At 52.0% G+C, this 25,831-nt stretch carries 30 protein-coding genes; 12 read left to right on the forward strand and 18 right to left on the reverse strand.

From position 1 onward, the window contains the following. Window positions 1–21: 21 nt before the first annotated feature. Entirely contained in the window at window positions 22–405 is a 384-nt protein-coding gene (gene rsfS, locus HNQ92_RS04710; protein WP_184171583.1) for a ribosome silencing factor, read from the reverse strand. Between the two features lie 105 nt (window positions 406–510). Here rsfS and HNQ92_RS04715 point away from each other — a divergent pair, with 105 nt between their 5' ends. After that, window positions 511–1,257, forward strand: coding sequence for a biotin--[acetyl-CoA-carboxylase] ligase (locus HNQ92_RS04715; RefSeq protein WP_221307368.1), 747 nt, complete (start codon window positions 511–513; stop codon window positions 1,255–1,257). Here HNQ92_RS04715 and HNQ92_RS04720 read toward each other — a convergent pair. From HNQ92_RS04720 to HNQ92_RS04730, 3 genes are all read right to left on the reverse strand, one after another. Further along, a complete protein-coding gene (locus HNQ92_RS04720; RefSeq protein WP_184171587.1) occupies window positions 1,254–1,589 on the reverse strand; it encodes a transmembrane 220 family protein in 336 nt (111 codons plus the stop codon). The genes HNQ92_RS04715 and HNQ92_RS04720 overlap by 4 nt on opposite strands. A 146-nt stretch (window positions 1,590–1,735) precedes the next feature. After that, window positions 1,736–2,317, reverse strand: coding sequence for a T9SS type A sorting domain-containing protein (locus HNQ92_RS04725; RefSeq protein WP_184171589.1), 582 nt, complete (start codon window positions 2,315–2,317; stop codon window positions 1,736–1,738). Window positions 2,318–2,450: 133 nt separating this feature from the next. Continuing rightward, on the reverse strand, window positions 2,451–3,161 hold the full coding sequence (locus tag HNQ92_RS04730) for a tetratricopeptide repeat protein (RefSeq protein WP_184171591.1): 711 nt from the start codon (window positions 3,159–3,161) through the stop codon (window positions 2,451–2,453). A 284-nt stretch (window positions 3,162–3,445) separates the two neighbouring features. Between HNQ92_RS04730 and fsa the strand changes: the two genes are divergently transcribed. Both fsa and HNQ92_RS04740 read left to right on the forward strand, forming a co-directional pair. Next, entirely contained in the window at window positions 3,446–4,102 is a 657-nt protein-coding gene (gene fsa, locus HNQ92_RS04735; RefSeq protein ID WP_184171593.1) for a fructose-6-phosphate aldolase, read from the forward strand. A gap of 106 nt (window positions 4,103–4,208) precedes the next feature. Next, entirely contained in the window at window positions 4,209–4,886 is a 678-nt protein-coding gene (locus HNQ92_RS04740; RefSeq protein WP_184171595.1) for a cell division ATP-binding protein FtsE, read from the forward strand. Window positions 4,887–4,956: 70 nt separating this feature from the next. Here the strand turns inward: HNQ92_RS04740 and HNQ92_RS04745 are convergent, their stop codons facing one another. The 5 genes from HNQ92_RS04745 to kdsB all read right to left on the reverse strand — a co-directional run bounded on the left by HNQ92_RS04745 (window position 4,957) and on the right by kdsB (window position 11,058). Continuing rightward, the gene (locus HNQ92_RS04745) at window positions 4,957–5,580 is read right to left on the reverse strand and encodes a biliverdin-producing heme oxygenase (RefSeq protein ID WP_184171597.1); all 624 of its coding nucleotides are present in this window, start codon (window positions 5,578–5,580) and stop codon (window positions 4,957–4,959) included. Between the two features lie 49 nt (window positions 5,581–5,629). Continuing rightward, entirely contained in the window at window positions 5,630–7,927 is a 2,298-nt protein-coding gene (locus HNQ92_RS04750) for an ATP-binding protein (protein ID WP_184171599.1), read from the reverse strand. A gap of 33 nt (window positions 7,928–7,960) precedes the next feature. Continuing rightward, on the reverse strand, window positions 7,961–8,425 hold the full coding sequence (locus HNQ92_RS04755) for a response regulator (RefSeq protein WP_184171601.1): 465 nt from the start codon (window positions 8,423–8,425) through the stop codon (window positions 7,961–7,963). Between the two features lie 198 nt (window positions 8,426–8,623). Then, window positions 8,624–10,189, reverse strand: coding sequence for a T9SS response regulator signal transducer PorX (gene porX, locus HNQ92_RS04760; protein WP_184171603.1), 1,566 nt, complete (start codon window positions 10,187–10,189; stop codon window positions 8,624–8,626). Between the two features lie 131 nt (window positions 10,190–10,320). Next, window positions 10,321–11,058, reverse strand: coding sequence for a 3-deoxy-manno-octulosonate cytidylyltransferase (gene kdsB, locus HNQ92_RS04765; protein WP_184171605.1), 738 nt, complete (start codon window positions 11,056–11,058; stop codon window positions 10,321–10,323). 83 nt (window positions 11,059–11,141) lie between these two features. Here kdsB and HNQ92_RS04770 point away from each other — a divergent pair, with 83 nt between their 5' ends. The 7 genes from HNQ92_RS04770 (at window position 11,142) to HNQ92_RS04800 (ending at window position 17,332) form a co-directional block, all read left to right on the forward strand. After that, window positions 11,142–11,948 carry a DUF4905 domain-containing protein gene (locus HNQ92_RS04770; RefSeq protein ID WP_184171607.1) on the forward strand — a complete coding sequence of 269 codons (807 nt, stop codon included), beginning with the start codon at window positions 11,142–11,144 and terminating at the stop codon, window positions 11,946–11,948. After that, window positions 11,948–12,904 (forward strand): LysM peptidoglycan-binding domain-containing protein, encoded by a 957-nt coding sequence (locus tag HNQ92_RS04775; RefSeq protein ID WP_184171609.1) that lies wholly within the window; start codon window positions 11,948–11,950, stop codon window positions 12,902–12,904. Before HNQ92_RS04770 ends, HNQ92_RS04775 begins: the two co-directional genes overlap by 1 nt. A gap of 30 nt (window positions 12,905–12,934) precedes the next feature. Then, complete coding sequence (locus tag HNQ92_RS04780; RefSeq protein WP_184171611.1) at window positions 12,935–13,144, forward strand: hypothetical protein; 210 nt, start codon at window positions 12,935–12,937, stop codon at window positions 13,142–13,144. Continuing rightward, window positions 13,131–13,922, forward strand: coding sequence for a TIGR02757 family protein (locus HNQ92_RS04785; RefSeq protein WP_184171613.1), 792 nt, complete (start codon window positions 13,131–13,133; stop codon window positions 13,920–13,922). Before HNQ92_RS04780 ends, HNQ92_RS04785 begins: the two co-directional genes overlap by 14 nt. 381 nt (window positions 13,923–14,303) lie before the next feature. Continuing rightward, window positions 14,304–14,972 carry a 3-keto-disaccharide hydrolase gene (locus HNQ92_RS04790; RefSeq protein WP_184171615.1) on the forward strand — a complete coding sequence of 223 codons (669 nt, stop codon included), beginning with the start codon at window positions 14,304–14,306 and terminating at the stop codon, window positions 14,970–14,972. 203 nt (window positions 14,973–15,175) lie between these two features. Further along, a complete protein-coding gene (locus HNQ92_RS04795) occupies window positions 15,176–16,408 on the forward strand; it encodes a Tm-1-like ATP-binding domain-containing protein (RefSeq protein ID WP_184171617.1) in 1,233 nt (410 codons plus the stop codon). Between the two features lie 54 nt (window positions 16,409–16,462). Continuing rightward, on the forward strand, window positions 16,463–17,332 hold the full coding sequence (locus HNQ92_RS04800; RefSeq protein ID WP_184171620.1) for a phosphoenolpyruvate hydrolase family protein: 870 nt from the start codon (window positions 16,463–16,465) through the stop codon (window positions 17,330–17,332). Window positions 17,333–17,405: 73 nt separating this feature from the next. On the opposite strand, the gene HNQ92_RS04805 is transcribed toward HNQ92_RS04800, so the two are convergent. From HNQ92_RS04805 to HNQ92_RS04830, 6 genes are all read right to left on the reverse strand, one after another. Then, the gene (locus tag HNQ92_RS04805) at window positions 17,406–17,681 is read right to left on the reverse strand and encodes a hypothetical protein (RefSeq protein ID WP_184171622.1); all 276 of its coding nucleotides are present in this window, start codon (window positions 17,679–17,681) and stop codon (window positions 17,406–17,408) included. A gap of 233 nt (window positions 17,682–17,914) precedes the next feature. Continuing rightward, entirely contained in the window at window positions 17,915–18,349 is a 435-nt protein-coding gene (locus HNQ92_RS04810; RefSeq protein WP_184171624.1) for an EthD family reductase, read from the reverse strand. 244 nt (window positions 18,350–18,593) lie between these two features. Further along, window positions 18,594–19,241 (reverse strand): hypothetical protein, encoded by a 648-nt coding sequence (locus HNQ92_RS04815; protein WP_184171626.1) that lies wholly within the window; start codon window positions 19,239–19,241, stop codon window positions 18,594–18,596. Window positions 19,242–19,341: 100 nt separating this feature from the next. Next, a complete protein-coding gene (locus HNQ92_RS04820) occupies window positions 19,342–20,013 on the reverse strand; it encodes a hypothetical protein (RefSeq protein WP_184171628.1) in 672 nt (223 codons plus the stop codon). A 315-nt stretch (window positions 20,014–20,328) separates the two neighbouring features. Beyond that, entirely contained in the window at window positions 20,329–20,778 is a 450-nt protein-coding gene (locus HNQ92_RS04825; RefSeq protein ID WP_184171630.1) for a PIN domain-containing protein, read from the reverse strand. Further along, the gene (locus HNQ92_RS04830) at window positions 20,778–20,987 is read right to left on the reverse strand and encodes a UPF0175 family protein (RefSeq protein WP_184171632.1); all 210 of its coding nucleotides are present in this window, start codon (window positions 20,985–20,987) and stop codon (window positions 20,778–20,780) included. Before HNQ92_RS04830 ends, HNQ92_RS04825 begins: the two co-directional genes overlap by 1 nt. 346 nt (window positions 20,988–21,333) lie before the next feature. Here HNQ92_RS04830 and HNQ92_RS04835 point away from each other — a divergent pair, with 346 nt between their 5' ends. Then, complete coding sequence (locus HNQ92_RS04835) at window positions 21,334–22,704, forward strand: Gfo/Idh/MocA family protein (RefSeq protein WP_184171634.1); 1,371 nt, start codon at window positions 21,334–21,336, stop codon at window positions 22,702–22,704. 43 nt (window positions 22,705–22,747) lie between these two features. On the opposite strand, the gene HNQ92_RS04840 is transcribed toward HNQ92_RS04835, so the two are convergent. The 3 genes from HNQ92_RS04840 to HNQ92_RS04850 form a co-directional block, all read right to left on the reverse strand. Then, window positions 22,748–23,617 carry an MORN repeat-containing protein gene (locus tag HNQ92_RS04840; protein ID WP_184171636.1) on the reverse strand — a complete coding sequence of 290 codons (870 nt, stop codon included), beginning with the start codon at window positions 23,615–23,617 and terminating at the stop codon, window positions 22,748–22,750. Window positions 23,618–23,634: 17 nt separating this feature from the next. After that, window positions 23,635–24,489 (reverse strand): DUF2490 domain-containing protein, encoded by an 855-nt coding sequence (locus HNQ92_RS04845; RefSeq protein ID WP_184171638.1) that lies wholly within the window; start codon window positions 24,487–24,489, stop codon window positions 23,635–23,637. Window positions 24,490–24,723: 234 nt separating this feature from the next. Next, on the reverse strand, window positions 24,724–25,275 hold the full coding sequence (locus tag HNQ92_RS04850) for a DUF2911 domain-containing protein (protein WP_184171640.1): 552 nt from the start codon (window positions 25,273–25,275) through the stop codon (window positions 24,724–24,726). 224 nt (window positions 25,276–25,499) lie between these two features. On the opposite strand from HNQ92_RS04850, the gene HNQ92_RS28590 reads away from it, so the two are divergent. After that, window positions 25,500–25,802, forward strand: a complete 303-nt coding sequence (locus tag HNQ92_RS28590; RefSeq protein ID WP_246439617.1) for a DUF5009 domain-containing protein — start codon at window positions 25,500–25,502, stop codon at window positions 25,800–25,802. The last annotated feature ends 29 nt before the right edge of the window (window positions 25,803–25,831 follow it).

Raw genomic sequence — 25,831 nt, forward strand, 5'->3', positions numbered from 1 at the left:
CGAATGTTCACCTAAAATTGGCTAGGCCGCTGACTCATCAATGAGGGTCAATTCAGCATCGCCCCAGAGTTCTTCCAGATCGTAGTGTTTGCGCAAATCCTTTTTAAAAACGTGGGCTACAACGTCCACATAGTCAATCAAAATCCATTCCCGATTCGTTTTTCCTTCTTTGTGCCAAGGGTCAATTTTAGATAGCTTATAGACCTCTTCCTCGATAGAATCGGCAATGGCATCTATTTGCGTGTCCGAATTTCCGGAACAAATGACGAAATAATCGGCAACGGCGTTTTTTACATTACGTAGATTCAGAATGGCTATGTTCTGCCCTTTCTTCTCCAACATTCCTTTGGCTACCAGCTGGCAGAGCTCTTGTGAAGATACTTCTTTATTTTTGCGTTGTTTCATGCGTATGAATTACCCTTGAAAGATCTAAAAGTGCACAGCACTTGTTTCTATTTGTTAAAAGTATAAAATAATCCAAAAAAAGTGTACGACGTAGGTAGCAAAACCTTGTTTCTTGGTAAAAAGATTCTTTATCTGCCAACTTGTCATTCTACCAACGACATAGCGGCTGAAATAGTGCGCGACGCCACCTATCCCGAAGGTACTTTAATCATCACCGATCAGCAAACGGCAGGCCGGGGCCAGCGGGGCCATGCCTGGGTAACATCGCAGGGACAAAATTTTACGTTATCACTACTTCTGAAGCCCACTTTTTTGCGACCTGAGGCCTCGTTTTTGCTAAGCCAGGCGGTGGCGCTGGGGGTTCGTAACTACCTGCAAAGGTACCTTAAATCGGTGTGGGTAAAATGGCCCAACGACATTTATATTCACGACTACAAAGCAGGGGGTATCCTGATCGAGAATACCTGGCAGGGTAGTCGCCTAACCCACTCGGTAGTCGGCATTGGGCTCAATATTAATCAAAGTACCTTTGAAGCCCCCCGGGCTACGTCCCTGCGGCTGGAAACCGGCCAGCTATGGAGCCTGCCCGCGGAGCTCCCGTGGCTGCTGCAATCGCTGGAGCAGTACTACCTGCGCCTGCGGAACGGGGCCGAAGCGGCTATTCGCGAGGAATACATGTCCTGCCTGCTGGGCTATCAGCAAGCACGTGCCTTTCGGGCTGGTGACGAGGTCCTTACGGGTACCATCGTGGGGGTAAGTACCGCGGGGAGGCTACGCGTCGAAGTGGTTCCGGAAGGCCGCATCCGGGAATTTGAGGTCAAGACGATTGAGTGGATTTGGCCAGCCGATTAACGGCCCGACAGCCACCCAAGTACCCCCATCACGACGGCGCAAATCGCCAGCCCCAACGATTCGCGGGCGAGCTCAATATTGACGCTTCTCATGCCTAGCTCGGCGAAAAGTACCCCTTCAAACTCTGGCGGCCACTGCAACACCGCCCCGATCAGGTAGGCGGCAGCCAGCCCATAAAATAGCCAGGGAGGCCCCTGCCGACGCAGAGCCAGAAAACAGCCCAGCGCGGCGATGGTATAAACAGGTACCCACAGCTCCGGGTCGGGGTCGTTGAATTGGAAGTAAGCAAATAGCAAAAAGACCAGGCCAAAAACAAGGGCAATGTACCTCATAACAGTTGAAAGAAAGCAATGGATGATACTACCTCTAGATAAGTACCTTGGTGCGAAAAGCTACTAGCGAGGATGAGGTAGGTACCCACAAAAAACGCGAAAAGAGACTCCTTTCGCGTTTTTTGTGAGCTATAAAAAAATATTCCTTATTTCTGCTTAACAATCTTGTGCGTTTTGCGCCCCTGCGGCGTGTTGAGCGTGCAGATGTAAACGCCTTCGGGCAAGGTCTGGGACTCAAACGTAATACGATGGGTACCTTCCGACTGGTCCTGATCCGTAACGAGGCGGGAAATCAGGATGCCCTGCACGTTGAGAATACTGACCGATACCCGCGAGCTCTGCGGAAGGGTATATTCAATGAGGGTATTGTCGGCGAACGGATTGGGGTAAGCGCCCAGCGTGAAGATGCTCTCGTCCCAGCTTAGGGGTTTAGCGGGGCTACAGGCGGCAATGGTAGCACTAAATACGGCACCCGGCTTGGCCTCAAAGCCCGGCGTAAGGCTGATGGCTTCTCCCGCCCGGTACGAAACCTCGCCGGAGTTCACCACGTTGGAGGCGGTAAGGTACTGGGAAGCGTGCTCGTCTACTTTAGCCGAAGAAAGCGGAGCCGTAAGGGTAATGGTACCAGGGCAGGTAGCCTCCGCCTGCTGCGCCTGGGCGGCAGTAGTACCCAGTATGCCGGCTATGGCTACCAGGTTAAAGAGTGTTGTTTGTAGTGCTTTTTTCATAAGATTAGGTTCCTTTTGGTGTTGATTTTGGCCATTCCGATTACAAAGTAATTAAGTTTTGCGGTACATCCAAGGCCTGTCCGTACTTCGTTGGATCTAAAGTTAGCAAACGGTGCGGGTACCTGATGGTAAATTATTCAATACCAGCGCAGTAGGTTTGTAGTGCCGCCCCGGCTTCCTGATAGCCCAAACGCTGGGCCTGGCGAAAACTACCGCAGCCATTTTCTTTCTCGCCGGTTTGCCATTGAGCCAGGCCGAGGCCATAAAAAGCCTTGCCAAACTGCGGGTCCAGCTTGGTAGCCTGGCGCAGGGCCAGCACGGCCTGGCCGTATTCCTGCTGGCGGAAGTACAGATTGCCCAGGTTGTACCAGGCTTGAGTGTTTTGGGGGGCGAGTTGCGTGGCTTTTTCAAAATCAGGAATAGCCAGGGACGCCTCGTTACGAAGTACCTGTACTTGGCCGCGGTTGAGGTAAATATCGGCCGTGTCGGGGGCGAGGCGGGCGGCCTGGTTGTAGTCGGCCAGGGCGGAGTCCAGGTTGTTCTGGGCCGTGTGCAGCAGCGCCCGGTTGAAGTAAGGGCGGTAGTAGTCGGGCTTCAGGCGGGCGGCCTGATCGTAGTCCAGCAGGGCGTTGGGGTACTCTTTGAGTTCGAAGTAGGCCACCCCCCGGGTATTGAAGGCCTCGGCGTTACGGAGGTCTTTGTCAATGGCTTTATTGAGGTATTCAATGGCTTCGCGCGTTTTACCTTCGCGCAGCAAGCTTTTTCCTTTTTCCAGAAAAACCTCGGACGATTGGGAACACGAAACGGCAAATAGGAGCAGGCAGAAAAAAAATATTCGGGACATAGGTACTCATTCAAAGTTGGTTGGCGCAAAAGTAAGTCACAAAGCCGAAGGTGTTTTCTTTTTGTTAAGAAAATGTCCTTATCTTTGCAGGGGCAAATCGGAACTACCAGCTCCTGCCGAATCCCCCAGGTCTTGACAGAAGCAAGGGTAGGTGGTCGTAGCGGTGAGATTCTCGATTTGCCTTTTTTTATTTCTTTCTTCGTTCCGAGCCCCCTTCGCTTTTCGTTTCTCCTGGCTTTCCCTAATTTTGCAGGCATTCTTTCACTAACTACCCGCTCATTCCCATGAAGTTTTTCATTGATACCGCTAATTTACAGGAAATAAAAGAAGCCCACGCGCTGGGAGTACTGGACGGCGTCACCACCAACCCCTCCCTGATGGCCAAAGAAGGTATTACGGGAAAAAACAACATCATGAGCCACTACAAGGCCATTTGTGACCTGGTAGATGGTGACGTAAGCGCCGAAGTAATCGCTACGGATTTTGAGGGGATCGTCCGCGAAGGCGAGGAACTCATCGAAATTGACGATAAGATTGTGGTGAAGGTACCTATGATTCAGGATGGCGTGAAAGCGCTGAAGTACTTCTCGGGCAAGGGCATCCGGACCAACTGTACCCTGATCTTTACGGCGGGGCAAGCCCTGCTGGCCGCGAAGGCGGGGGCTACCTACGTGTCTCCCTTTGTAGGGCGGCTCGACGATATTTCTACCGACGGCATTGCGCTCATCGAGCAGATCCTGACGATCTACCGCGTGTATGGTTACGAAACGCAGGTACTGGCGGCTTCGATTCGCCACCCGATGCACATCATACAGTGCGCCGAGCTGGGTGCCGACGTCATGACGGGCCCATTGAGCGCCATTCTGGCTCTGCTGAAGCACCCCCTTACTGACAGCGGTCTGGAGAAGTTTCTGGCCGACTATAAAAAAGGAAACAGCTAAAATTTATACCGCCGCGGCTTGTGAAGTACCCTGGCCAGGGGCGCAAAGTACCTGGCCAGGGTACTTCACAAGCCGCGGTTTCCTGCTAATTACTGATTGAGACAAGATGGAGTTTTCAACCGAGCCCGTGGTTACCCTGGAGCGCGCTGACATTTACCAGGGCCAGAAACTGGTGCTGGCGGATGTACATTTCGAGGTGAATAAAGGAGAATTTGTATTCCTGATCGGACGGACGGGGAGCGGAAAAAGTTCGCTGTTAAAGACCCTCTACGCCGACTTGTGGCTGCAAACGGGCTCGGCCAAGGTAGCTGGCTACGAGCTGCACAAGATCAAGCGCAGCGATGTACCCTACCTGCGCCGGAAAATCGGCATTGTGTTTCAGGACTTTCAGCTCCTCACCGACCGCTCCGTGGAGGACAACCTTACGTTTGTACTGCGGGCTACGGGTTGGAAAAATAGTGCGGACATCAAAAAACGCATCTCGGAGGTACTGATGCAGGTAGGGCTGGGTACTTCGCAGAAAAAACTACCCCACCAGCTCTCGGGCGGGGAGCAGCAGCGGGTGGTGATTGCGCGGGCCATGCTCAACGAACCCAACATTCTACTGGCCGATGAGCCCACCGGAAACCTCGATCCCGAAGTAGGTGACCAGATCATGCAGGTATTCCAGACCATCAACAACGCCGGCACGGCCATTCTGATGGCTACCCACAACTACGATTTCCTGAAAAACTTCCCGGCGCGTATTCTCAAATGCGAAAACGGGGAAGTCAAAGAAGCCTAAGGGTAGGTTAGAGAACAAGGTACCTGGCGACCGCTTTTTTCGACCAGCACCAAGTACCTTTCCGCCCAAACTACCCCTGCCGGAGGTAAAGCTGGTAGTAGAGGATAAAGTACGCCCGCAAGCGCCGGAAGGTGTCGTTGGCCGACTGGATGATGTCGTCGGCCGCCTCGGGCTGCTGCGCTACGTAGCTTTCCACATTTTCCTGAAAGGACTTCCAACTTTCCATTCCCTGGGTACCGGCAAAAAAGCGCCCGCCTTCGCTGGCGGTCACGCCCAGGCTTTTACTCACTTGTTTACTGATTATTTTACCGCCCAGCCGGGAGCCTTCCAGTACGTACAGCGTACCCAGGGCTGCGGGGGTAGTTGCGGGCTGGGAAGGTACTTGAGGTATTTCGTTGGGCAAAAGACCGGGTTCCCAGGTACCTGATAAATACCGGATGTCCTCCAGTGCCAGGCTGGCGCGGGGCTCCACGCGAAAGGCCGTTTTGTGCAATGAAAGTACCTCCGCCAGAAAGGATTCCAGCGGATGAAACCCGCCGTAAAATGCGTACAGGATATGAATATACTGCTCTAAGCCGAGAGTGGGGCTCAACAGGAGCTGGCTGAGCTCCGTTTGCTCCAGGGCCAAATGTTGCTCCCAGGTACTTTCTTTGAGTTGTTTTAAAAAGGTAGTTTTCTCCAATTTATGATTCATACTACTAGGTCAGGTACCTGGCTTTGCGTTGGGACAAACGATGCCAGCGCTAGGGATTTACTTCTTGCAGTACGTACGCATGAGGGAAAATCAGCTGGAAGCGACTGCCCTGATTCGGCTCGCTATCGGCCCAGATATACCCGTCATGATTTTGCATCACTTTTTTGCAAATAGCCAGGCCTACACCCGTACCCCGCTGGCCGTTGTTTTCATTATGCAGCCGCTGGAAAAGCTTGAATATGACATCTGTATAGCTATTTTCAAACCCAATGCCGTTGTCCTGGACCGAAATCGTGAGGTAGTCTTCGGGTACGATGCTGAACTTTTGCACCACTTCGGCCGAAGGTACCTCCAGCTCAATCTGGATGCGAAGGTCCTCGTCGGGCTTACCAAATTTGAGGGCATTGCTGATCAGATTCACAAATACTTGTTTCAATTGGAAAGCAATCCCTTTGAGCGTGGGGAGCTCCCCGTAGGTGATGAGCGCTTTCCGCTGGCTTATTTCATCTTCCATTTCATCCAGCACTTCGGCCAGCAGTTGGTTCAGATCCACCGCATTTACGGCATCCGTTTTTGACGAAATACGTGAATAGGCCGTTATGTCTTCCAGTAAATTCTGCATCCTTCGGGCCGAGTTCTGCATCCGGCTGATGGAGTCCAGCAGCGAATCGGTCAGGTTTTGGGCCTCGGTACTAAGTACCCTCGACGCCAGGATTTGTATCTTACGCAGCGGCTCCTTCAGGTCGTGCATACTGATCCAGGTGATGTTTTCCAGTTCGTCGTTGGCGGCTTTGAGTTTCTCGTTGAGGTTGCGCTGCTTGTCTGTCTCTTGTTGAAGGTACAACAAGCGAAGCTGCTTCTGGAAAACCGAAGCAAAGTGCTCACTGGCCTGGAGGTGGCTGGGGTGCCAATTTTCGCTGATGTTTCGTACGGTTTCTTTCCAGGCCGCAAACGAACTGCGGGGGGTTAGGCTTTCGTGCGCGTTGGTGGCTCGGGCGCTCCCTTTGGGCTGGCCTGCCCAGGTGATGGTTTGCTCCAGGCCGGGCCTGAACCACAGCACACAGTCTTCGGTTACGTAGCCGAGTGGCTGGTAAATAAGCCCCGAGGCGACGTCAGCGTAGGCTTCGGCGGGCGAATACACCTGGGTGAGGTGCTTGGTTGAAAAACTGGCATAGCCACTTTGCTCGGCCAGAAACAACGCCAGGTTTCGTAGTTCTGGCGAAGTTGGCGTTTGGCCGCTGGTATGAATTCGACCGTCCACGAGAATGGCTACCCCCGAGGCCCCGGCCAAGGAAAGTAGATCGGGCACGGCTACTAAACCAGGAAGGTCGAGGGGTTCTGCCTGCAAAAAGGGCATCAGGCGATTCAAGGACTGCTCTACCTGCTGGATGATCATCGAAGAGTCGGCGCGCTGATGAAGCTCGATCTGCGAAGCGAGCAGGAGCCCCAGAAGCTGTGCGCTGTCGCGTTGTTTGGGGCTAATGTGCCGGGGCGCACTGTGGTGGCAGGCAATCAAGCCCCAGAGCTTATCCTCTTTAATAATAGAAATAGAAAGCGAGGCGGCCACACCCATGTTCTTGAGGTACTGGATATGAATGGGCGACACACTGCGCAGGTACGCGTGGCTGAGATCAAGCTGCCGGGCGGTACCGTCCGTATCGGCCAGGGTATAAAGGGCGGTGGGGATGTAGGATACGTCGTTGATGGAGCGCAGCGGGTTGCGGATGTAGAGCTCGCGCGCCTGCGGCGGAATATCGCCAGCTGGGTACCTGAGCCCCAGATACGGTTCCAGCCCGTCGGTAAGGCTTTCGGCCAGTACTTCACCCGTATAGTCTTCCTGGTCGAAGCGGTAGATCATAATCCGGTCGTATTCCAGGATTTTCCGGACGTGCTCGGCCAGAATTTGGCAGAGCTCGGTTAGGCTGTTAGGTACCTTGATGAGGTCCAGCAGGTCGGAGATTCCCAGCAGGTAGGCATCCGCTTTTTCATCGGCCAGCGGCTCTATTTCCAGCACCACCTGGGCGTCGGACTGGTGCAGGGCCAGCTGATACGCCCTGCTCCCAAGGTGGGTAGTCATCGTTTTAGCCTGAACATCCTCTTTTAGAGTCAGATAGGGGCGCAGTAGCTGTTCCTGTAGAGGAAGTACTTCAAAGACGCTCTGGCCCAGCAGGTGGGACAAAGGTACGCCCAAGAGATCCGTGAGGTTGGCGCTTCCGTGGGTGATTCGGCCCGAGCCTGGCTCGATGGCCAGCAGGTACCCATGAGGCTGGATACTGCCAGGAATATGGATTGGCTCCTGGTCGCAATCGGTTATGGTCGCGACCGCCTTATTGGTCAGGTCAATCATTTGATCATCAGAAGAGCTAGGCCTCAATCGGACTCATTCCTCTACCAGTTGATTTAGGTAGTAGGGTACTGCTTCAACTGTATTGGGAGCATTGAGTTGCTTAAGGGCGATCTGGATTAAACGTTTTAGGTTGGCAAAGTTTTCGGATTTGCGAATATAGAAATCAGCTCCACGCTCCTTTGTTTTCTCAATCATGAAGGTAGAGGAGCTGGTAGAAATGATAAAAACCTTGGTGAGGGTAGCGCCCAGCTGCTGCCGGAGGTAGTCCAGGCACTCGATGCCGTTGCGCTTAGGGAGGTTTAAATCCAGGAATATAGCGTCCGGTGGAGCCTGAAGAGAAGATAGCGTCTTGACAAACGACTCCCCATCGACAAACTCCCGGAATTCTATTTCACTTCTCAAGTGTTTGATGGCATCCAGAAACAAGAACCGATCGTCTTCGTCATCATCTACGAGAAAGATTGTTGGTTTTGGATTTTGCCGAAGATTGGTCAGCATCAAGTGGGCGTCAGGTCTAGAAACAATAAGTACACAAAGGTAACTCAAATTGGATTACCTTTATTTCAACGCACTTCGTTAAATTCGGAGAAGGATACTAAACAGCAAAAGAAAGGAAAAAATGGATAGGAGTCAATAGTTAATAAAAATTGGATAAAGCTACTTCTCCATTTTTTCCTTTCGGTTGCGTACAGAAAACTATTTGGCTTTTAGGTCAATAAACGGAATAATGACCTCTTCTAATGACACGCCCCCGTGCTGGAAAGTATCGCGGTAGAGGTTCACGTACTGGTTGTAGTTATTGGGGTAGGCAAAAAAGTAATCTTCCTTGGTAAATACGTAGGAGGTCGACACGTGCGGCTTGGGCAGGAAAAAACGCTCGGGTTTACGGCATACCATTACGTGGTTGTCGTCGAAGCCCAGGTTTTTGCCGTGCTTGTAGCGCAGGTTGGTGTTGGTCTCACGGTAGCCAATGATTTTAACGGGCTTCTGTACCCGAATCATGCCGTGGTCGGTCGTCAGGATAAGCCGGCATTTCTTTTCGGCCACTTTTTTGATAAAATCAAGCAGCGGCGAATGCTGGAACCACGAACGGGTTATGGACCGGTAGGCGGCTTCGTCCGGAGCCAGCTCTTTGATCATTTGCACGTCGGTACGGGCGTGCGAAAGCATATCCACAAAGTTGTAAACTACCACGTTGAGTTGATTCCCCAACAGGTTGCTGAAATTATCCACCAGCGATTTACCCTGGTTGGTATTAAGGATCTTGTGGTAAGAAAACTTCAGGTTGAGCCGGTTCCAGTCGAGCTGCTTCTGTAAGAAATCCGGCTCGTAGTTGTTCAGTCCCTCCTCGCCGTCGGGTGTATTTTCGTCACTGACCCACCACTGGGGGTACTTGCGCTCCATTTCGCTGGGCATGAGGCCCGAAAAGATGGCGTTGCGGGCGTAGCCGGTCGTGGTAGGCAGGATGGAGTAGTAGGCCGTTTCTTCTTCAATATTAAAGTACTCCTGAAGTACCGGCTGGATCATTTTCCACTGGTCGTAGCGGAAGTTGTCGATCAGGAGAAAAAACAAGGGCTCACCGCTTCCTTTCAGGTGCGGGAATACCTTCTGTTTCATGAGCTGGTGCGACAGTACCGGCCGGTCGGCGCGGGGGTCGTTGAGCCAGTCTTCGTACTCTTCCTCGATAAACTTCGAAAAGTTAGCGTTGGCTTCGCTCTTTTGCATGTTGAAGACCTCCGCCATGCCCTGATCTTGCGAGGTTTCCAGCTCCAATTCCCAGTAGATGAGTTTTTTGTAAATTTCCACCCACTCTTCGTGCCCGATGCGGTCCTGGTATTGCATGGCCAGGTTTCGGAATTGCTGCTGGTAGCTGAGGGTCGTTTTTTCGGTAACTAGGCGTTTGTTGTCCAGTATTTTCTTAACCGACAGCAGGATCTGATTGGGGTTGAGGGGCTTGATGAGGTAGTCGGCAATCTTGGAGCCGATGGCGTCCTCCATGATGTGTTCCTCTTCGCTCTTCGTAATCATCACCACCGGCAGCGAAGGGTTCATCTGTTTGATTTGGGCGAGCGTTTCGAGGCCCGTCATACCGGGCATCATTTCGTCCAGAAACACAATATCAAAGCGCTCGTTTTCTACTTTATCCAGGGCGTCAGCGCCACTATTGACGGGGGTTACCTGGTACCCTTTGGTACTCAGAAACATGATATGCGGCTTGAGGAGATCTATTTCGTCGTCGGCCCAGAGTATGTTATATGGCATCGTTTCGAAGATTGGGATAGGTGATAAATATAATTGTTTAATATAGTTAACGCCCGGAGCGGGCATCTGGTATTGAGTACCCGCCGGGGCTTTTTTATAATGACTAAACCGGCGGGCGGCTGCGCCCTAGGTTATAAAAATTTCCGTGCCACGCGTTCCAGATCCTCGGGGGTATCCACGCCGTGTGAGTCTTCCTGCGTAACCACGGCCCGGATGTGGTAGCCGTTTTCGAGCCAGCGTAGCTGCTCCAGGGCTTCGGCTTTTTCCAGCGCAGACACCGGTAACTGCGTGATTTGGGCCAGAATATCGGTCCGGTAGGCATAAATACCGATGTGCTTGTAGAACGTATGGCGGGCGAGCCAGTCGGCCTCGGCCACGCCCCGGAGGTAAGGTACCGGCTGGCGGCTGAAGTAAAGTACTTGCTGCTGCCTGGTGAGCAACACTTTGGGCGAATTGGGGTTGAAAAGGGTTTCCGGGTCCTCGATCTTCTTCACCAGGGTAGCTAGCTCGGTGCTTCCGTCCAGCACCTCGGCCAGCCGGTCGATCTGCGAGGGCTGGATGAATGGCTCATCGCCTTGGATATTAATGACGTACGCAAAGGTACCTTCCGTTTTTGCCAACGCTTCAAAGCAGCGGTCGGTGCCGCTTTGGTGGTCGGGGGAGGTCATGATGGCGGTACCACCGAAGGCCTCCACGTGCGTTCGGATCCGGTCGTCGTCGGTGGCGATAAGTACCCGGCTCAATTTTTTTGCCTGCGTGGCCTGTTCATACACGCGCTGGATCATGCTTTTGCCGTCGATGGTAGCGAGGGCTTTGGCCGGAAAACGCGTGGAAGCAAAGCGGGCGGGAATTATTCCTAGTATTTGCACGAAAATGGGCGTTGAATGATGTTCTTTGGGGCGTTGTTTTGTATTCTTTTAACCCGGTTGTAAAACTACTTCTTATTCTTCCATTGGAAAATCTTTTCTCCCATGTATTTCCGGCTACGATCTGGCGCATCCTGCCGCACCCCTCAGCACGGTGCAACCAGTGGGCCGTAGAACTGCGGGATGCCAACGCCAAGGTAGCTTCCCTGGCCCTCATTGACCTGGATGCGCCAACGCTCTGCTGGGAAAGTACCCCCGAAGGTACCGACTGGTGGACTACCCTCACGGCCTTTCACGAAAGTGGCACCTTGCTGCTGCATAACTACCGCTACCCGGACCTCCCCGAGCCAACTGACCTGGTGGCGGTGTCGGCGGAGAGTGGGGGGCTGCGTTGGATGCTGCCCAACTACCTGTACGTGTGTACGCTGGACGACCAACGGATTGAAGTAGCTACGCGCCAGGGAGAGCAGGTACGGGCCACGAGCTGCCGGGTAGCCGACGGAACGCTGGAAGGTACCGGCAGTAGCCTGGAGGTACCCTGTAAACCACAACCCACTACTTTTTGGCAAATTCCGGTGCGTTACCGGCCCCGGGACATATACTTTGATACCCTTTCTGCGTTTTTGCATAAAATCGCGAAAGTAAAGCAGCCACTACTTATTGATTATCTGGAATGCAATTCGTATATAGCGTTTTCTTATTACCTTTACGAGCAGGAACAAATAGCACAATACCTTTTGATTGTGAACCAGCAAAGCGAGGTAGTGCATCATGAGCAGCTGACCAAAGACCGAAGTGGAGTGGGGCAGGATACATTACTACGAAAAGGCGATACGCTGGTCTATCTTCGCCATACCAACGAATTTGCGAGCATACAATTAACACCTCTATAATGAAGTATACAGTTCGTCTGATTGTAATTTTGGTACTTTTTGTGGGCATCAAAGAGTCGGTAAGGGCTACTTCCTTTCCCGTGGCTTCCCGTGACTCCATAGGTACCGAAAAAGTAAACGGGAAAGTGTATATTTTGCACAAAGTAGATCAGGGGCAAACCATGTACGCTGTGATGCGCCGCTACAAAACCACGATCGGTGCCATCCGGGAGGCGAATCCGGGCATCAACGATCAGCTGCGCTTCAATGACGTGATCAGGGTACCTTATGATCCTCCCCGTACCGACCGCCAGCAGGCCCGCGAAGAGCGAAAAGAGCAACGAAAAGCCGAAAAAGAAAATACCGTAGCGGCCCCGGCCGTAGCCAAAGTACCTGATAAGCCGGTGGCCCCGGGTATGCACCGCGTAGAAGCCGGGCAAACCCTCTACGGCATAGCTTCCAAATACGGGGTACTGATGGCCGACGTCCGGAAGTGGAATAACATGACCTCCGACAACGTGCCGCTGGGGCAAGATCTGATCGTGTCGGAGAAAACCTACCTGGAGCGAAACCCCGTAGCGGCGGCCAAGCCGCCGGTAAGCGTGGCCCTAGATTCGGTTTCTACAAAAGCCAAGCCCTCGGTACCCGAAAAGGTAGTAAAGCCCGTGGAGGCACCCGCCCCGCCCCGGCCCGCCGTAGGCCGTAAAGTAAACGAGTCGGGCCTGGCCGAGATGATCGAAACCAACGAAAGTACCAACAAGTACCTGGCCCTGCACCGCACCGCCCCAATAGGTACTTTGGTGGAAGTGAAGAACGAGTACAATCAGGAGAAACTTCTGGTGAAAGTGATTGGGCGCATTCCGGATACGAGCGTCAACGAAGAGATCGTCATTAAGCTCTCCGCCCGTGCCTTCGAGAAACTTTCTCCGAATACCCGTCGTTTTAGAGCAGAGATAAACTATATCGCAGCCAACTAACTAATACAGCAAGTACCTTTATTGCTTACTATGAAGCATTCACCTGAGTTCAGGTCACGTCGGGAAGAAGAGCGAGCCGCCTTGAAAAAAACAACCGGCTACAAGGTGTGGAGCGTGATGTTTACGTTGATGTACCCCTTCATTGCCCTTTTTACTTTTCTGTTTTCCGCCCTGGTCATGATTTTTTCCGGCCTTTCCCGGGGGCTGGCTTATCTGTTTAGCAAAAGTGCCAGCAAATAGTCCGCTTTCCGGTTATGTAACGGAGCTGCTGGAAGCCAAATACGAGCAGTACAACCGCCCCGATTTCATTCCCCATGACCCCATCAGCATTCCGCATCGGTTTAGCCTCAAGCAGGACATCGAGCTCATGGGCTTCTGGGCTTCGGTACTGGCCTGGGGGCAGCGCAAGACCATCATCAATAAGTGCCAGGAGCTAAGTACCCTCCTGGACCACGCTCCGTACGACTTCGTGCTAAACCACCAGGAGAGCGATCTGAAGCGTTTTCTGGCCTTCAAACACCGTACTTTCAACGCCACCGATACGCTCTACTTTCTGCATTTTTTTCAGGAATTTTACAAAAAACACGACTCGCTGGAGGAGGCCTTTCTGGTACCAGGCCAGACGCCCGAAACGACCGTTGAGCCCAACCTAAGGTACTTTCACGATCTTTTTTGCGGCCTGGACGATTTCCCGGCCCGCACCCGCAAGCACATCGCCACGCCCGCCCGCAAGTCGTCCTGCAAGCGGCTCAACATGTTTTTGCGCTGGATGGTCCGGCAGGACCAACGGGGCGTAGATTTTGGGATTTGGACGCGCCTGCGGCCCAGCCAGCTCATTTGCCCCTGTGATGTGCACGTGGATCGCGTCGCGCGGCACCTGGGACTCATCACACGCCCCCAAACCGACTGGCTCACGGCCACCGAGCTCACAAGTACCCTGCGCCAGCTCGACCCCGCCGACCCCGTCAAGTACGACTTTGCGCTCTTTGGACTAGGAGTCGAAGGATTCGTGAAGTAGGTACTTTAGCTTTTCCCGACTAGCTTCTTAAGAGCTCCGTAGCTGTGAATGATCGCCAGCCAAGCGTTATGCTTGAGGATGCTTTCCTGAAAAACTATATTTTCATAGAGGGATAAATCCAGGCCTCAAAATTCACTTTTTATCATCAACTCTTTCTAGAATTGGTACTTCATAATGAAGCATGACTTCCCACGAAAACCCAAGGTATTTTTGCCAACCCGGCAAGTACCCCCACCAAGGTACCTTTCAGCCACAGTGCTTGCCTGGGGCTTTGTTTTGAGCCTTTCTTTTTTGGGTTAAAGTAGATTTGCCTGGTTTGCTGTTTTTGATAACGCAACGAGTAGGCTCGGGTTTATTTATAATCCAATAAAAATACCAAGCATGAAAGTACCCCCAAGTACCTTTTTTCGAACCCTGAGCGCGGCCTGGCTCGGGCTTTGCTTAGGTTGCGTTGCGCCGGGCTACGGCCAGTCGCTGCCCAAAACCGTTTCTCTTTTTGACGGTAAAACCCTCAACGGCTGGAAAACCGTCGACCCGGCCCACGCGAAGCTGTGGTTCGTGGCCGACAGTACCATCAAAAGCGGCGACGGCATCAACAAGATTCCCGCCAACACCTACCTGCATACTACCAAGGAATACGAAAACTTTGAGTTTCGCTGTCTGTTTCGCCTCTCTGGCGATGCCAAAACGGGCATGATCAACAGCGGCATTCAGTACCGATCGGTGCTCGAGAAAGGTACCATCTTGGGCTACCAGGCGGATATTGGCACGGGTTACTGGGGCGATATTTACGACGAACACCGGCGCGGCAAGCTCGTGGGTGGCGACCTAAGTACCCTGCGGCATCTGCTCAAGGAAGACGGCTGGAATAGCTACATCGTGCGCTGCCAGGGAAATTTGCATGAGCTGTACATCAATGGCGTGAAAACCTGCGAGTACGTGGAGAAAGACCCGGCCACTCCCCGCCGGGGTGTCATTGCGGTGCAGATCCACAGCGGGGGCGTGGCGCAGGTCGAGTTCCGCGATCTCACCATCACCGAATTTCCCTGATTTTTCTGGACACCAGCCTTTATTCTTCCATCTCGGAAGTGAGCGAAAGTACCTTTTCGCGATCCGGGTGAGCAAGTCAGGTCATGGTTTTTAACATTGCGTTTTAATCCCTAATTTTCCCCCAGAAAAACACTACCCGAACTTTTGTGAAGGTACCTTGGACGCGGTACAGGTACCTTCAATCCCTAGTAAGCACGTTTGCCATGCAGAAGTACATTTTACTACTCGGCTGTTTCGATACCAAAGGGGAGGCTTTTGCCTACCTGCGCGCACGCCTGCTGGATCAGGGAGAGCGGGTACTGACGATCAATACCGGCGTAATGGGCACAACCACCGACTTCCCCGTAGACATAGAAGCAGAGGAAGTAGCGCGCGCGGGTGGAAGTACCCTAACCGAGCTTCGGCAGCACCACGATCGGGGGCGCGCCGTGAAGGTCATGGGCGAGGGAGCGGCCAGCATCATTGCCCGTTTGGTAGCCCAAGGCGGGCTGGCGGCGGCCATTGGCATGGGTGGCGGTGGGGGTACTTATATTGCGCTTTCGGCCATGCAGTCCATCCCGATGGGTGTTCCGAAACTGTGCCTAAGTACTTTGGCAGTCAAGGATTTGTCGCGGCAGGTAGGCCATAAAGATATTACGCTGATGCCCTCCGTCGTAGACGTGGCGGGGCTCAATAGCATCCTGAAAAATTTAATTGCGCAAGCCGCGGCGGCCATAGTCGCGATGAGCAAAGTAACGACGGCGGAGGAAACAACCACCGGGCGCATCGCGATCAGCATGTTTGGCAATACTACGGCCTGCGTAGACCAGTGTACGGCGCTTTTGAAGGCGCGTGGCTACGAGGTACTTGCGTTTCATGCCAACGGCGTGGGTGGGCGGGCCATGGAGGCGCTGATCCGGGAGGGGTGCTTCGAAGCAGTGCTGGATATTACTACCACTGAGCTGGCCGACGACCTCTGCGGGGGCATCTGCAGCGCCGGGCCCGACCGGCTCCAGGCCGCCGCCGAGCGGGGGGTACCTCAGGTGGTAGCGCCGGGGTGTCTGGATATGGTTAACTTCGCCCAGCCCGACACCGTGCCGACGCCCTACCAGCAGCGGGAGCTCTACCGCTGGGCACCGGACGTGACGCTCATGCGCACCAACGCGGAAGAAAACCAGGTACTTGGCCAGCGCCTGGCCCAAAAACTCAACCGCGCTACGGCCCCCACGGCGGTGGTGCTACCGCTAAAAGGCCTATCGCAGATCGACGCCGAGGGTGGTATTTTTTACCGTCCGGAGGTAGATCGGGTTTTATTTGAATCGATAAAAAGCCATCTTGCCGCGGGTGTAGAGGTACTTGAGGTCGATGCCCACATGAACGACCCGGCCTTTGCCGCCGTGCTGGTGCAGAAGCTGCTAGAGGTACTTGCCAAGCGAAGTCCCAAAAGCGTGGCTTAGCGCCAAAGTACCTCTTATTAAAAAATGAATTTATTCACCAAGTAGTTAATCCGTATGCCAAATCCGTGGACCGGTAAGGGAAATCCTTACACCAGACAGGAAGTCAGAGACCGTTTGCAAAGTACCCTGGACCAGCAAAAAGCCATCATTGTCGCCGGTGCCGGGACGGGCATCAGCGCCAAGTTCATCGAAAAAGGCGGTGCCGACCTGATCATCATCTACAACTCCGGGCGCTTCCGGATGGCCGGACACGGCTCCACGGCGGGCCTCATGGCCTACGGCGACGCCAACGCCGTGGCGATGGAAATCGGCGAGTTTGAGGTACTTCCGGTAGTAGAAGAAATACCGGTGATTTGTGGCGTACACGGCTCGGACCCCCGCCGCCGCATGTGGCATCACCTGCTGAAGGTGAAGGAAATGGGTTTTTCCGGAATCAATAATTTTCCTACCCACTCCATCGTCGACGGGCATTTTCGGCGCGTACTGGAAGAAACCGGCATGGGCTTTGACAAGGAGGTAGAAATGGTCCGGATTGCCAGCAAAATGGAGCTGTTCTCAATCGTATACGTAGCCACGCCCGACGACGCCCGGCAGATGGCCGACGCCGGGGCCGACGCCATCATTGCGCACGTGGGTACTACCGTGGGCGGTTCCATTGGGGTGGTGGAGGCTTCGTGCAGCATGGAGGATGCCATTGAAAGTACCCAAAAGATCATCGAAGCGGCGCGGGAAGTCAACCCGGCGCTGTTTTTCCTGACCCACGGCGGCCCCATCAACACCCCGGAAGACGTCCGGCAGGTACTTGACCAAACCGACGCCCACGGTTTCGTGGGGGCGTCGTCGCTGGAGCGCATGGGCGTGGAGCAATCCCTCACCGAGCTCACGCGGCGTTTTAAAGCTCTGACGATAAAGGGTGGCGAGTAGGGTAGGTACTTGGACTTGGAAGAATTTTATTTTTTAGGTGCCTGGCGCAAAACGCGGGGAGTAGGTCGTTATGTTACGCCATGCCGGCCATAGCACCTGACATAGAGGCAATGAAATAGTTGGAAGCGTACACACCCAGCAAAACAAATAAAATATCCTGCGGTTTTTCGTCGTAGCTGATGTCGTAATTGTACTGAAATTTTTTCCAATTAAATTGGGGATTGAATTGGATTAGCATTTCTTCGTCTTTACTTTCAATGACGAATTGGCTGTTAAAGAGGCCCTTGGCTTTTAAAACAAATTCTCGCCCGTCCTGAAAAGCAAACACGATGTGCCCGCGCCAATTCATTTTCAAGTTGGCTATTTCGTTACCGTTTTTAGTCAAGGCCAGGCTCGTTCCAAAGAAACCAACCGAATCGATTTCGTAGCGCTCGGCCGGGGATAGTTTGATTTCCGCCTTCGTGAAAAACAGTTCTCATAGATCAGCTCGCCTAAGCGTTGCCCGCCTTCCGTTAGTTGGAAAGTCTTTTGGTCGGTTGATTTCGCTTCCATGGTCTTTAGGTTTTAAGGGGGGAGCATGCTCTATTTTAAGGTAGGGTACCCCACCTGTTTAACTTCATTGATCTGCACCACCGGCTGGATGTTCGTATAATTTTTAAAGTCACCGACTACAGCCTCCCTGTTTTGCGCGATGGCTTTACTATATTCCGCAATATCCGTAACGTAGAAGTACCCAATGGCCACAAAAGGAGCTTTGTCATTGGGAGTTCTGCCGGAGATACCCTTGTCAATTTCGTAGGATTTTAAATTTTTGCCAATAAAGCCCGCTACCATCGGCATATGCTTTTTTTCGTAGTAGTCCATGTCAAAGGTTTTGTCTTCTCCGTTCGGGTACAGAATAGCTACCCTGTACATGCCAATTTCGGTGGTGGAAGCTTGCGTCGGTTGGCTGGTTTTACAGCTTGCCATACCCATCACCGCGACGATGAGCAGGAAGAAAGTAGTTTTGGTTTTCATAGGCTTGGTTTTGGGTTTTATGTTTTATGAGTAGGATTGGAGGGTGGGTGATGAATAGGGCTTTATGCAGGTAGGAAATTTGTGCTACGTCTGTTCATAACCGCTGTGCAATTTATAATTGAATGTTCATGGTTAATTCTAATGCTGAATGTTACTCTTCACGCTAAAACTGTAACCCATGCTTATACTTCGCTGAAGTTACAATGTCATGCCCCACTTGCACAAAACTAATGTAAAATGCTTTTCAATTCATCCGAAAGTTGGACTGTACAACAATGTCGTAGCCCAAAAATCCTTTCGCTATTGTCAAGTCTACACTTTTATAATTTTCAACTTGTGTGCCGCAATAATAAATCAACTGCTTCTCCTGTCCATTGTAATTAATTATTATGTAAGGCTGTTCGCAATGTCCTTTTGAGCCTCGTGCAAGATGTCCCGTTGAAAGTATTTTTTTATTGGTCACAATTGTTTCTTTTTCAGCTAAATAATAATTGAAAAGGATAAATGCTGAAACGGATATTCCACCCCAAGTCACTAAATTATAAATAATCTGAAGGGGCAAAAATGACGTAGTAAAGTAAATCGTCAACGTTCTCTTCATAAATGGCGTAAACGCAAATCCTGTTAAAATCCAAATGAGGAAAGGGGTTTTAAATATGATAAATGTTTTCTGGTAAATATTTATTTCCCATGTGATTAACAAAAGTGAACCAATGAATAGTGACGTTAAAAGGCCATTTATCAATTTGAAATGAGGGATAGTTTGTTTGAGCTTACGTTGAGTAAAAAACTGTCTTGCATTCTTTTTAATCTTCTGTGTCATATTAGGGGTGTCAATATATGCTGTCGCATAACGTTTTCGGGCTTTGCGTTCGGGCAGGTTTCGGAGCACAAAGTTTCAATTTATTACTAAAGTTCATTAGAAGCACAAAGCTCCAAGTTTGCACGTCAGCCCGCCTGACGCAAAACCCGTTTTACAGGCAGTTTTTCTATCAAAAGTCAGCTTCATAACCGTGTCCATTTTTTCCGTAAAAAATTAACCATTTCGCTAATGAATAGAGAATATGCAACTTACTTTCAATTGTGTCTTCGTCTGTGTCAGGTGGAAGTCGCTGAGATTTTAAGTATTCAACGTTATTCTGTCTAGCTATTGTGTCAGCTACTTCCATTAGTCGGTTTCCATAGTCCAAAGTTTCGTCTGCCATTTTTGTATTCCACGCTTCGCTCATCAAATCTTCTCCAATAATATTTTCGCAATCTCGGAGAAACTCGCCACGAAATACATTTTCGTCTTGTCCCATTGCAATATAAACGGGAACACCGTCTTGTTCTTTTGCTAATTCAATTACATAGTATCCGTCATAGTCTTTCAAAAATTGGTCAAGTGATGGTTTTTGTTCAAGTTCGTCATATCTGTTTCTAATCCATTCCTCAGCTTCTTTGTCTCGTCCAACTCTCGGTGCTTTAATTGTTTCGTAAGTCTGAATTTGGTTAGCAAACCACTCCTGTAATAACTCGTCTTTTGTCGGCATTTTTTTTCCTTTGAACTTGTCAAAAAATGTCGGTTGTGGGATTTTGTCTTGTGAAACCATCTCAAAAATTTCAACGAACCTTTTTTCAAATCCTGGTTTCGGTTTTCCCATTGGTCGCATATCTAATCCCATATCTTATTATGTTTTGTCTGTCTTTTAAAATTGCCTACAACTCGTAAATATACGCAAGTTTTGCGGACGCCGCGCGGTAATACTTTTTATGTTTATTTGTACTTTTGTTAAGACATTGTAGTATTTTAGATGTCGTGCTTATCCTATTTTTAAACCGTCAAAAAGAAAATATTTAGAAACATGCTCCTCCCATTTTATCCAAAAGGTACTCTCTGTCAGGCTTTACTGATCGAGCCGACTTTTATTTTTTAGGCTATACGTAACTTGCTAAAGTACCTCCGCGTTCAAGGCCTCAGGTGAAGCTAATCTTTGATTTTATTCATCCTTGAGCAGGATGTCCAGGATCTTGGGAGAAAGTCTGAATCCAGCCTCGCGCAAGGCTTCAATGAGTGGCCTAGTAGAGTCAATGATTGCTTTTTGTTTAGCCATTTGTACTACTCTCAGGGTACCTATAATGGAAATGTTCAGGTTTTGAGCTACCTTCCTCCCTTTCTTTTCATCAATAATGAGCAGACTTGACTCTGTTTCCAGAGCCAATGCAATGGCACTCGCTTCGCCTTGGTCCAAAATAGTTTCTAGTTCCTGTACTTTGCTTGTATTTTGAACTTCTTGAATCCGGATCCAATTAGGCAATTCTTTTCCAAATTCAACTTGTACAGCTCGGGTAGTTAGGATATGTTGAAATAGTTTTTGGAGAAGATCAAGCTGCCCAATCTTATCCAGAGAAATCAAACAGCTAGTATCGGAAATTATTACAATACCCATCACTCAACTTGGAAATCTTCTTCCGTTTCGCCAAAAATGGATACACCGTATTGGCCTACGGTCTCTAGAAATTCTCTTCTACTGATTCCTACAAACGTGGCTGCTTGTCCCGAGCTTACGATGCCTTTGTCGAATAAGGCAGCCGCCATGGCCATTTTTGCTTCCTTTTCATTCACCTCGTCGGGTAATTCTATGGTTAAAGTTTTCATATTTTAGAAACGATTTAAAATGTATAATCGCCTAGCCCTGCCGCAAATCATGGCCTCAACGATTTTGCCTGCTGCCTAAACCACTTCATCGCTAAGTCATAGCGGTTTTGGATGAAGTAGAACAACCTACACAAATATACGATTTAGCTCCATCAGGAATGGCGTGTCGCGGTTTTTCTTCCGGCACCCCACAAGTACCCCACAAGGTACCTAGCCCGCACCCGACCCCAAGCACAAAAACCCGGCCTCGGACGAAAATCACGCGCCCACAGAAGTAAGTACCGGCCTCGGGTGGCTTTACTATAGCAAACTACCTTAAACCGGCTTTTGACCATTCTTACAACCTATGGACACCTTTAATATCAACCGGCGCCGTTTCTTGCAGGGCGCTACGGCTACCCTGGCCCTGACGGCCCTGGGCGCGCAGGGCATGGATATCATCAATCCGGCCAACCCTTACCGCGTGGGACTCATCGGGACGGGCTGGTACGGCAAGAGCGATTTATTCCGCCTCATCCAGGTGGCCCCCGTGGAGGTAGTGGCGCTCTGCGACGTGGACAAAAACATGCTCGAAGCCGCCGGGAAGCTCGTGAGCCAGCGGCAGAAGTCGGGCAAAGTACCCCGGCTCTACGGCGACTACCAGAAAATGCTGTCGGAGAATGAAATGGATATTGTGCTCATAGGTACCCCCGACCACTGGCACGCGCTGCAAACCATCGACGCCGTGAAGGCGGGCGCGCACGTGTACGTACAGAAGCCCATCAGCGTGGACGTGATGGAGGGCGAGGCCATGGTAGCGGCGGCGCGCAAGTACAAGAAAGTGGTGCAGGTAGGTACCCAGCGTAAAAGTACCCCTCACCTGATCGACGCCAAGAAAAACATCGTGGACGCGGGCCTGCTCGGGAAAATATCGCACGTGGAGATGTGCTGCTACTTCCACATGCGCAACAACGGCAACCCGCCCCTGGAGCCCGTACCGGCCTTCCTGGACTACGAAAAGTGGACGGGCCCCGCACCCCTGCGCCCCTACGACGGCCTGCCGCACATCCGCTGGTGGCGTACCTTCACGGAGTACGGCAACGGCATCATGGGCGATATGTGCGTGCACATGTTCGACACCGTGCGCTGGATGCTGCAGCTGGGCTGGCCCAAGCGCATCAGCTCTACGGGCGGGATCTACGTCCAGAAAGAGGGCAAGTCCAATATCGCCGATACGCAGTCGGCGGTGTTTGAGTACGATGGCCTTAACTGCGTGTGGCAGCACCGCAGCTGGGGTACCCCCGCCAACCCGGACTACCCCTGGTCGTTTACGCTCTACGGCGAGAAAGGTACCTTGTGGGGAAGTACGATGGCGTATGACTTCATTCCGATGGACAAAAACACCAAGCCCATCCACAAAGACGTGGTGTACGAGAAAGAAAAGTACCCCGAAGACCTCACCGAGGAGCGCATCGAGCTGAACGCCGCCCCCGCTACGCGCCTGCACATGCTCGACTTCCTGGGGGCCATCGAAAACAGCGGCCGCCCCGTGGCCGACATCGAAGAGGGACACATCTCGACGGCCAGCTGCATCATCGCCAACCTCTCGATGCAGACGGGCCGCCCGTTGGTGTACGATCCGCAGAAGCGGGAATTTGTGAACGACCGCGAGGCCAACAAGCTACTTGAGCGCCCCTACCGCCAGCCCTACAAGCACCCAGACCCCAAGCGGGTGTAGGTACTTGCCCAGGATTTTCCGTAGAAAAGGGGTAGGTAGGTACCTACTTCTTTTCTACGAGCCGGTCGTCCTTCCAGACGCCCGTCATCACGACGCGCCCATTTTTTCGGTAAATGGTACCCTCGCCGTTTCGCTTGTCGTCTTCCCAGTAGCCTTCGTAGCGCTCGCCGTTGTTCCAGTAGTAGACGCCGTAGCCCTGGCGCATGTCGTTTTCGTAGGCTCCTTTGTAGCGGGTACCGTCTTTCCACTGAAATTCCCCCCGGCCGTGGCGCTGGTTGTTTTTCCACTTGCCGTTGTAGATACTACCGCTTTCCCAGACGCCGATCCCATAGCCGTTGGCCTGGCCGTTTTGGGTTTCGCCGGCGTAGTCGAGCATAGTACCCTTGCTGCTGGCGAAGCGAATGCTGCGCTGGCTGAACCGGATCGTATCCCGATTGCTTTGGGCTGCATTCAATTGCAGATCCAAAATACTTTTGATCTCCAGCAGCGAATCGAGCGCCTTGTTTTTAAGCGCCAGCTCCACTTCCAGCTCCGGTGGATTCGGGCCGTTGTTCTCGGGCGTGTGGGCCACCAAACGGATCGTAGACGTATTTTTGTCCGAGGTACTTTCAAGTAGCTTCAAGCGGGCCTGGGCGGTTTGGTGCAGCACGGAGGTGGTATCAGCGGCCAGTTGTTCGTACAAAGTACGGGCCTGGGCGTATTGCGCCTGCAGGGATAGCTCATCGGCCTGCGCCAGCCGTTCGAGCTCGGTGATGTAAGTGGCCTGCTGTTGGATCTGCTGGTGTTGCTGGTCAGCGAGTTGTGTGCGCATGTGGGCGTTGGCGCGGTAAAAGAAGGCCGCACTACCCGCACCAATGAGCAAGCCGACTAGGATGGTACTCCATAGAGGATATTTTTTTTGAAAGAAATGCATAGTTCATAGGTTTTTATTTAATCCGTAAAGCGTACGCTGCGGGTATGTTCTTTACCCAGGCCGCTTAGCTGGTCGATGTAAAGGCCAATCATGAGGCCTTGTCCGTGGTCAAATTCCAGGCCGGTCGCACCGCGGGTTCGGTACCGGTTGACGTAACGTACCTCCGCCCGCACCGAATTCAGAAAACGGTACCCTACGCCGGCGTAGAGGCGATTTTGGTTAAAGGTATTGTAGACTACGTTTTTGCCAATATTGAGCCCAATTTCGTTAGAAACGGCCGCATAGATCATGTTATTTTCATAAAAGTCTTCGCCTTTCAGCACGGCCCGGATGCGGTACCGAAACCGAAACCGGTTGAAGTAGCGGTAGTCACTGGCGTTGGCCTGCTCCTGCCATCGCAGCTCGTAGCGGTAGCGCCAGGTATGCATGATGCGACCCTCCCACTGTTTGATGTGGTGGAAAAACTGAAACGTAGTTCGCCACTCTTGGAAAGGTGCCCGGAGCAGATCCTCGGGCTTCCCCACGTACTCGTTGGTGTTCATGTACCCCAGCGGCGACACCGAAAAACGCGCGTATTGGCTAAACTGATAGTGAAGCCAGGGCCGGAAGCTCTCCCGCAGCGGCGCGCGAAACATACTGCCTTCGTTCAGGACGTTTTTGCGGCGGTACACAAAATCAAAGCCCACGCCCAAGTACCCTGGCCCTACTTTGCGGTCAAATATTTCGTTCACTTCGGATTTGTGCCAAAACACCCGGTGTGGATACACAATCTTCGCGTTTTGGGCCCAGGCCGGGCTGGCCGCGAGTAGTGCCAGCAGGCTTAGGTAAAGTAGTAGCTTGGGGAAGGGCACGAGTGATGCATTTTGTAGCATGGCAATGGGAAAAATAGGAGGGATGCGCTGTCTATCAGGCGCATCGGTTTTATGAGTTTGCGTTGAGTGGCGGCCCACAACTAGTCAATGGGAAGTTATCCCGCATTTTTTAAAACTGAAAAAGTACCTTCTCTGTTTCGCAAACGGACCAACACGGTCCCGATTACGCGCAGGAAAGGTACTTTTATGAATTAATTAACCTACTTTAAATCAGCGTTTTGGGTACGTTATGATTTAAAACGTCATGGGTACTTCCACCAGCGCATCCTCCCAGCCCAGGTACATGGTACCCTGGTTGCCTTCGCCCGCAAACTGGATGGAGAAATGCTCGATGGTACTTGGTGCTTTTTTAACCGGCACGGTGACGCGCAGCACGTCGTTTTTTTCCTGGTACTTGAAAGCCCCCCAGTAGTCCAGGTCGGAGTTAAAGATAAGCGTCCATTCTTTCTCGTTCGGAATGGCGAAGAGGGAGTACGTTCCGGCCTTTATTTTTTTGCCCTGAATGGTGGCGTCCTGATAAAACTTGATCTCCGTGTTTTCGTTGGCACCCAGCCGCCACACTTTTCCGTAGGGGGCGAGCTTCTCAAATACGGGCCGGTCTTTCTTAGCCGGACGGCTGTACGTAACCCGTACCTTGGCGGTTTCGCCGTCTTTGCGCACATTGGTGAAGCGGTCGGGGAAGTAGGCCATGTCCATGGGGCTGGCATCGACGCCCCGGAAGGTGATCTGGGCCTCAGCGCAGAGTGATACTACGGTAAGCGCCAGGCAAAGTACTGCTGTTTTCATGCGTTTGAGAAATGGTTAAGGTTGAAATCCGTTTCAATATACAACATTAGCCCCGAACCGCGGAACCGCCTGCCGACGAATTTTTGGGTACCTGGCCCACACAAGTACCCCGAAGCGCCGGGTGCCAGGTACTTTTATCTTGAAAAGCGGTACTAAAAATAAGTACAAAGTACCTTTCGTAGCCTTTGTATGATCAAAAGTACCCTTTCTTCCGACCCTACCTTATGATCACGGCAACGGCACCGCCTTCTACTACCGCGCGCTCCACCCGGCTCGAATCGCTCGACGCCCTGCGGGGGTTTGACATGCTTTTTATTTCCGGCGCAGGTACCTTCATCAGTCTGCTGCACGGCCGCACCGCCTACCCCTGGGTAGACGCCCTGGCCGATCAGTTTGAGCACCCCGACTGGCACGGCTTTACGTTTTACGACTTCATCTTTCCGTTGTTTCTGTTCATGGCGGGCGTGTCGCTGGCCTACAGCCTGGCGCAGGGGCGGGCCCTACAGGTACCCTGTACCGCAAAGTAGCCAAGCGGGCGCTGATCTTGTTTGGGTTG

Origin of the sequence: Rhabdobacter roseus, assembly GCF_014202275.1 — a bacterium.
In the GTDB taxonomy this organism is placed as follows: domain Bacteria; phylum Bacteroidota; class Bacteroidia; order Cytophagales; family Spirosomataceae; genus Rhabdobacter; species Rhabdobacter roseus.

Bases quoted from the DNA above. Each gene is read 5' to 3' on its own strand.
- HNQ92_RS04830 (WP_184171632.1), bottom strand. From the start codon at position 20,987: ATGAAAACTTTAACCATAGAATTACCCGACGAGGTGAATGAAAAGGAA.
- HNQ92_RS04805 (WP_184171622.1), bottom strand. From the start codon at position 17,681: ATGAATTGGCGCGGGCACATCGTGTTTGCTTTTCAGGACGGGCGAGAA.
- HNQ92_RS04835 (WP_184171634.1), top strand. From the start codon at position 21,334: ATGGACACCTTTAATATCAACCGGCGCCGTTTCTTGCAGGGCGCTACG.
- HNQ92_RS04850 (WP_184171640.1), bottom strand. From the start codon at position 25,275: ATGAAAACAGCAGTACTTTGCCTGGCGCTTACCGTAGTATCACTCTGC.
- HNQ92_RS04740 (WP_184171595.1), top strand. From the start codon at position 4,209: ATGGAGTTTTCAACCGAGCCCGTGGTTACCCTGGAGCGCGCTGACATT.
- rsfS (WP_184171583.1), bottom strand. From the start codon at position 405: ATGAAACAACGCAAAAATAAAGAAGTATCTTCACAAGAGCTCTGCCAG.
- HNQ92_RS04780 (WP_184171611.1), top strand. From the start codon at position 12,935: ATGAAGCATTCACCTGAGTTCAGGTCACGTCGGGAAGAAGAGCGAGCC.
- HNQ92_RS04790 (WP_184171615.1), top strand. From the start codon at position 14,304: ATGAAAGTACCCCCAAGTACCTTTTTTCGAACCCTGAGCGCGGCCTGG.
- HNQ92_RS04775 (WP_184171609.1), top strand. From the start codon at position 11,948: ATGAAGTATACAGTTCGTCTGATTGTAATTTTGGTACTTTTTGTGGGC.
- HNQ92_RS04745 (WP_184171597.1), bottom strand. From the start codon at position 5,580: ATGAATCATAAATTGGAGAAAACTACCTTTTTAAAACAACTCAAAGAA.
- HNQ92_RS04810 (WP_184171624.1), bottom strand. From the start codon at position 18,349: ATGAAAACCAAAACTACTTTCTTCCTGCTCATCGTCGCGGTGATGGGT.
- fsa (WP_184171593.1), top strand. From the start codon at position 3,446: ATGAAGTTTTTCATTGATACCGCTAATTTACAGGAAATAAAAGAAGCC.
- HNQ92_RS04820 (WP_184171628.1), bottom strand. From the start codon at position 20,013: ATGGGATTAGATATGCGACCAATGGGAAAACCGAAACCAGGATTTGAA.
- HNQ92_RS04755 (WP_184171601.1), bottom strand. From the start codon at position 8,425: ATGCTGACCAATCTTCGGCAAAATCCAAAACCAACAATCTTTCTCGTA.
- HNQ92_RS04720 (WP_184171587.1), bottom strand. From the start codon at position 1,589: ATGAGGTACATTGCCCTTGTTTTTGGCCTGGTCTTTTTGCTATTTGCT.
- HNQ92_RS04840 (WP_184171636.1), bottom strand. From the start codon at position 23,617: ATGCATTTCTTTCAAAAAAAATATCCTCTATGGAGTACCATCCTAGTC.
- HNQ92_RS04730 (WP_184171591.1), bottom strand. From the start codon at position 3,161: ATGTCCCGAATATTTTTTTTCTGCCTGCTCCTATTTGCCGTTTCGTGT.
- HNQ92_RS04750 (WP_184171599.1), bottom strand. From the start codon at position 7,927: ATGATTGACCTGACCAATAAGGCGGTCGCGACCATAACCGATTGCGAC.
- HNQ92_RS04845 (WP_184171638.1), bottom strand. From the start codon at position 24,489: ATGCTACAAAATGCATCACTCGTGCCCTTCCCCAAGCTACTACTTTAC.
- HNQ92_RS04725 (WP_184171589.1), bottom strand. From the start codon at position 2,317: ATGAAAAAAGCACTACAAACAACACTCTTTAACCTGGTAGCCATAGCC.
- HNQ92_RS28590 (WP_246439617.1), top strand. From the start codon at position 25,500: ATGATCACGGCAACGGCACCGCCTTCTACTACCGCGCGCTCCACCCGG.
- HNQ92_RS04795 (WP_184171617.1), top strand. From the start codon at position 15,176: ATGCAGAAGTACATTTTACTACTCGGCTGTTTCGATACCAAAGGGGAG.
- porX (WP_184171603.1), bottom strand. From the start codon at position 10,189: ATGCCATATAACATACTCTGGGCCGACGACGAAATAGATCTCCTCAAG.
- HNQ92_RS04825 (WP_184171630.1), bottom strand. From the start codon at position 20,778: ATGGGTATTGTAATAATTTCCGATACTAGCTGTTTGATTTCTCTGGAT.
- HNQ92_RS04800 (WP_184171620.1), top strand. From the start codon at position 16,463: ATGCCAAATCCGTGGACCGGTAAGGGAAATCCTTACACCAGACAGGAA.